Origin of the sequence: Paraburkholderia dipogonis (genome assembly GCF_046027395.1) — a bacterium.
Classification (GTDB): domain Bacteria; phylum Pseudomonadota; class Gammaproteobacteria; order Burkholderiales; family Burkholderiaceae; genus Paraburkholderia; species Paraburkholderia dipogonis_A.
Window position 1 is genome coordinate 1 of the sequence record NZ_JAQQEG010000099.1, and the last position, 5,365, is coordinate 5,365.

Genomic DNA, 5,365 nt, shown 5'->3' on the forward strand with positions numbered 1-5,365 from the left:
GGTTTCTGATGCTGCAGGGGAGCCTGACGATTACCTACTTTCACACGGGTAATCCGCACTATCATCGGCGTGGAGTCGTTTCACGGTCCTGTTCGGGATGGGAAGGGGTGGGACCGACTCGCTATGGTCATCAGGCATGACTTGTTGTCGCATTGACTTCGTCAACACAACCAATCGGGAAGAAGTAGTTTCTGGTGATGCTCACCAGAGGTAAAGCGTTGGGTTGTGTTGTTTCCGGCACAACACTGATCACTCAACCGTGCGTGGTGTCCTGCCCCCCTTCGGGGGTGGGGTCCCTGGTAAATGCTGAAGCATTAACCATGACCGACACAAAACACACCGGTTATAGGATCAAGCCTTACGGGCAATTAGTATCAGTTAGCTTAACGCATTACTGCGCTTCCACACCTGACCTATCAACGTCCTGGTCTTGAACGACCCTTCAAGGGGCTCGAAGCCCCGGGGATATCTCATCTTAAGGCGAGTTTCCCGCTTAGATGCTTTCAGCGGTTATCTCTTCCGAACATAGCTACCCGGCGATGCCACTGGCGTGACAACCGGTACACCAGAGGTTCGTCCACTCCGGTCCTCTCGTACTAGGAGCAGCCCCCTTCAAATATCCAGCGCCCACGGCAGATAGGGACCAAACTGTCTCACGACGTTTTAAACCCAGCTCACGTACCTCTTTAAATGGCGAACAGCCATACCCTTGGGACCGGCTACAGCCCCAGGATGAGATGAGCCGACATCGAGGTGCCAAACACCGCCGTCGATATGAACTCTTGGGCGGTATCAGCCTGTTATCCCCAGAGTACCTTTTATCCGTTGAGCGATGGCCCTTCCATACAGAACCACCGGATCACTATGACCTGCTTTCGCACCTGCTCGACTTGTCGGTCTCGCAGTTAAGCACGCTTATGCCATTGCACTATCAGCACGATTTCCGACCGTACCTAGCGTACCTTCGTACTCCTCCGTTACACTTTGGGAGGAGACCGCCCCAGTCAAACTGCCTACCATGCACTGTCCCCAGTCCGGATAACGGACCAAGGTTAGAACCTCAAACAAACCAGGGTGGTATTTCAAGGTTGGCTCCACGCAGACTGGCGTCCACGCTTCAAAGCCTCCCACCTATCCTACACAGACCGGTTCAAAGTCCAATGCAAAGCTACAGTAAAGGTTCATGGGGTCTTTCCGTCTAGCCGCGGGGAGATTGCATCATCACAAACACTTCAACTTCGCTGAGTCTCGGGAGGAGACAGTGTGGCCATCGTTACGCCATTCGTGCAGGTCGGAACTTACCCGACAAGGAATTTCGCTACCTTAGGACCGTTATAGTTACGGCCGCCGTTTACCGGGACTTCAATCAAGAGCTTGCACCCCATCATTTAATCTTCCGGCACCGGGCAGGCGTCACACCCTATACGTCCACTTTCGTGTTTGCAGAGTGCTGTGTTTTTATTAAACAGTCGCAGCCACCAGTTTATTGCAACCCCTTCACCCTTCTGGCGCAGGCCAGTCAGGCTACAGGGGCGTACCTTATCCCGAAGTTACGGTACCAATTTGCCGAGTTCCTTCTCCCGAGTTCTCTCAAGCGCCTTAGAATACTCATCTCGCCCACCTGTGTCGGTTTGCGGTACGGTCTTGTTAAACTGAAGCTTAGAGGCTTTTCTTGGAACCACTTCCAGTTGCTTCGTCACCTAGATGACTGGCCTCGCACCCTTGAATTCCGCGCCCGGATTTGCCAAAGCGCCTTCTCCAATGCAAGGACCGGGACTTCCAACACCCGGACAACCTTCCGCGATCCGTCCCCCCATCGCATTTAACAATGGTGCAGGAATATTAACCTGCTTCCCATCAGCTACGCATTTCTGCCTCGCCTTAGGGGCCGACTCACCCTACGCCGATGAACGTTGCGTAGGAAACCTTGGGCTTACGGCGAGGGGGCCTTTCACCCCCTTTATCGCTACTCATGTCAGCATTCGCACTTCCGATACCTCCAGCACACTTTTCAATGCACCTTCGCAGGCTTACGGAACGCTCTCCTACCATGCACATAAATGTGCATCCGCAGCTTCGGTATATTGCTTAGCCCCGTTACATCTTCCGCGCAGGACGACTCGATCAGTGAGCTATTACGCTTTCTTTAAAGGATGGCTGCTTCTAAGCCAACCTCCTGACTGTTTTAGCCTTCCCACTTCGTTTCCCACTTAGCAATATTTGGGGACCTTAGCTGGCGGTCTGGGTTGTTTCCCTCTTGACACCGGACGTTAGCACCCGATGTCTGTCTCCCGTGATTGCACTCTTCGGTATTCGGAGTTTGCTATGGCGTAGTAATCCGCAATGGACCCCACAACCATGACAGTGCTCTACCCCCGAAGGTGATACACGAGGCACTACCTAAATAGTTTTCGGAGAGAACCAGCTATTTCCAGGTTTGTTTAGCCTTTCACCCCTATCCACAGCTCATCCCCTAACTTTTCAACGTTAGTGGGTTCGGACCTCCAGTACGTGTTACCGCACCTTCATCCTGGCCATGGATAGATCACCTGGTTTCGGGTCTACACCCAGCGACTGAATCGCCCTGTTCGGACTCGCTTTCGCTACGCCTGCCCTAATCGGTTAAGCTTGCCACTGAATGTAAGTCGCTGACCCATTATACAAAAGGTACGCCGTCACCCCTTCGCAGAGGCTCCGACTGTTTGTATGCATGCGGTTTCAGGATCTGTTTCACTCCCCTCCCGGGGTTCTTTTCGCCTTTCCCTCACGGTACTGGTTCACTATCGGTCGATCACGAGTATTTAGCCTTGGAGGATGGTCCCCCCATCTTCAGACAGGATTTCACGTGTCCCGCCCTACTTTCCGTACACCTAGTTCTTCCTCGCTGTTTTCGCCTACAGGGCTATCACCTGCTATGGCCGCACTTTCCAGAGCGTTCGGCTAACAATGAAGATAAAGAGTACAGGCTGGTCCCATTTCGCTCGCCACTACTCTGGGAATCTCGGTTGATTTCTTTTCCTGCGGTTACTTAGATGTTTCAGTTCACCGCGTTCGCTTCACGTAGCCTATGTATTCAGCTACGGATACTCCATACGGAGTGGGTTTCCCCATTCGGATATCGGTGGATCAAAGCTCGTTTGCCAGCTCCCCACCGCTTTTCGCAGGCTACCGCGTCCTTCATCGCCTGTGATCGCCAAGGCATCCACCACATGCACTTGTTCGCTTGACCCTATAACGGGTGTGTCTCAACATCGATCCGAAGATCCATGCCTCGCCACAATCGCTACAGGTTGAGTATTCGTGTTGCGCCGTATTCCAAGGCAATCTTTCGATCACCTTTTCATACATTGATACAATCACAACCCTGATTCACCTACTCATGCACCCATCTCTAAGTACACTTTCGTGAATCTCTTTACTACTTCTTCCTGATTGTTAAAGAACGACAGCCGATATAAAGCTCTGCTTCATATCACTCTGACTGGCTCAATCGCCAATGCACAGCACTCTGCTTTTTTGCAGAACGCTACGCATTGAGGATTGGTGGAGGATGACGGGATCGAACCGACGACCCCCTGCTTGCAAAGCAGGTGCTCTCCCAGCTGAGCTAATCCCCCAGTCATGCAACTTCCCCAGGGGTTTATCGATCAGCACACCAGACAAGACTTTGGTGGGTCTGGATGGATTCGAACCATCGACCCCCGCCTTATCAAGACGGTGCTCTAACCGACTGAGCTACAGACCCCTGAGTCTGTCCATTTTCACAGCCGATAAGCGTGAGCGCTCAACACTTTGACGCGTTAGCTCGAGAAAGGAGGTGATCCAGCCGCACCTTCCGATACGGCTACCTTGTTACGACTTCACCCCAGTCATGAATCCTACCGTGGTGACCGTCCTCCTTGCGGTTAGACTAGCCACTTCTGGTAAAACCCACTCCCATGGTGTGACGGGCGGTGTGTACAAGACCCGGGAACGTATTCACCGCGGCATGCTGATCCGCGATTACTAGCGATTCCAGCTTCACGCACTCGAGTTGCAGAGTGCGATCCGGACTACGATCGGTTTTCTGGGATTGGCTCCCCCTCGCGGGTTGGCGACCCTCTGTTCCGACCATTGTATGACGTGTGAAGCCCTACCCATAAGGGCCATGAGGACTTGACGTCATCCCCACCTTCCTCCGGTTTGTCACCGGCAGTCTCCCTAGAGTGCTCTTGCGTAGCAACTAGGGACAAGGGTTGCGCTCGTTGCGGGACTTAACCCAACATCTCACGACACGAGCTGACGACAGCCATGCAGCACCTGTGTTATGGCTCCCTTTCGGGCACCCCGACCTCTCAGCCAGGTTCCATACATGTCAAGGGTAGGTAAGGTTTTTCGCGTTGCATCGAATTAATCCACATCATCCACCGCTTGTGCGGGTCCCCGTCAATTCCTTTGAGTTTTAATCTTGCGACCGTACTCCCCAGGCGGTCAACTTCACGCGTTAGCTACGTTACTAAGGAAATGAATCCCCAACAACTAGTTGACATCGTTTAGGGCGTGGACTACCAGGGTATCTAATCCTGTTTGCTCCCCACGCTTTCGTGCATGAGCGTCAGTATTGGCCCAGGGGGCTGCCTTCGCCATCGGTATTCCTCCACATCTCTACGCATTTCACTGCTACACGTGGAATTCTACCCCCCTCTGCCATACTCTAGCCCGCCAGTCACAAATGCAGTTCCCAGGTTAAGCCCGGGGATTTCACATCTGTCTTAGCGGACCGCCTGCGCACGCTTTACGCCCAGTAATTCCGATTAACGCTTGCACCCTACGTATTACCGCGGCTGCTGGCACGTAGTTAGCCGGTGCTTATTCTTCCGGTACCGTCATCCGCCCCGGGTATTAACCAGTGCGTTTTCTTTCCGGACAAAAGTGCTTTACAACCCGAAGGCCTTCTTCACACACGCGGCATTGCTGGATCAGGCTTGCGCCCATTGTCCAAAATTCCCCACTGCTGCCTCCCGTAGGAGTCTGGGCCGTGTCTCAGTCCCAGTGTGGCTGGTCGTCCTCTCAGACCAGCTACAGATCGTCGCCTTGGTAGGCCTTTACCCCACCAACTAGCTAATCTGCCATCGGCCGCCCCTGCAGCGCGAGGTCCCGAAGGAGCCCCCGCTTTCATCCACAGATCGTATGCGGTATTAATCCGGCTTTCGCCGGGCTATCCCCCACTACAGGACACGTTCCGATGTATTACTCACCCGTTCGCCACTCGCCACCAGGATTGCTCCCGTGCTGCCGTTCGACTTGCATGTGTAAGGCATGCCGCCAGCGTTCAATCTGAGCCAGGATCAAACTCTTCAGTTCAATACCTGTTACTGTTTTCGGT

General features: G+C 53.4%; 2 tRNA genes and 3 rRNA genes. All 5 read right to left on the reverse strand.

The window, feature by feature from the left end:
- Window positions 1–21 precede the first annotated feature (21 nt).
- Window positions 22–135 (reverse strand): 5S ribosomal RNA (gene rrf, locus PQR32_RS41935).
- 212 nt (window positions 136–347) lie between these two features.
- Window positions 348–3,229, reverse strand: a 23S ribosomal RNA gene (locus PQR32_RS41940).
- A 312-nt stretch (window positions 3,230–3,541) separates the two neighbouring features.
- Window positions 3,542–3,617 (reverse strand) — tRNA-Ala (locus PQR32_RS41945).
- Window positions 3,618–3,668: 51 nt separating this feature from the next.
- Window positions 3,669–3,745 (reverse strand) — tRNA-Ile (locus tag PQR32_RS41950).
- 65 nt (window positions 3,746–3,810) lie between these two features.
- A 16S ribosomal RNA gene (locus PQR32_RS41955) occupies window positions 3,811–5,343 on the reverse strand.
- The 16S, 23S and 5S rRNA genes sit together here with 2 tRNA genes alongside, the layout of an rRNA operon.
- Window positions 5,344–5,365: the final 22 nt, after the last annotated feature.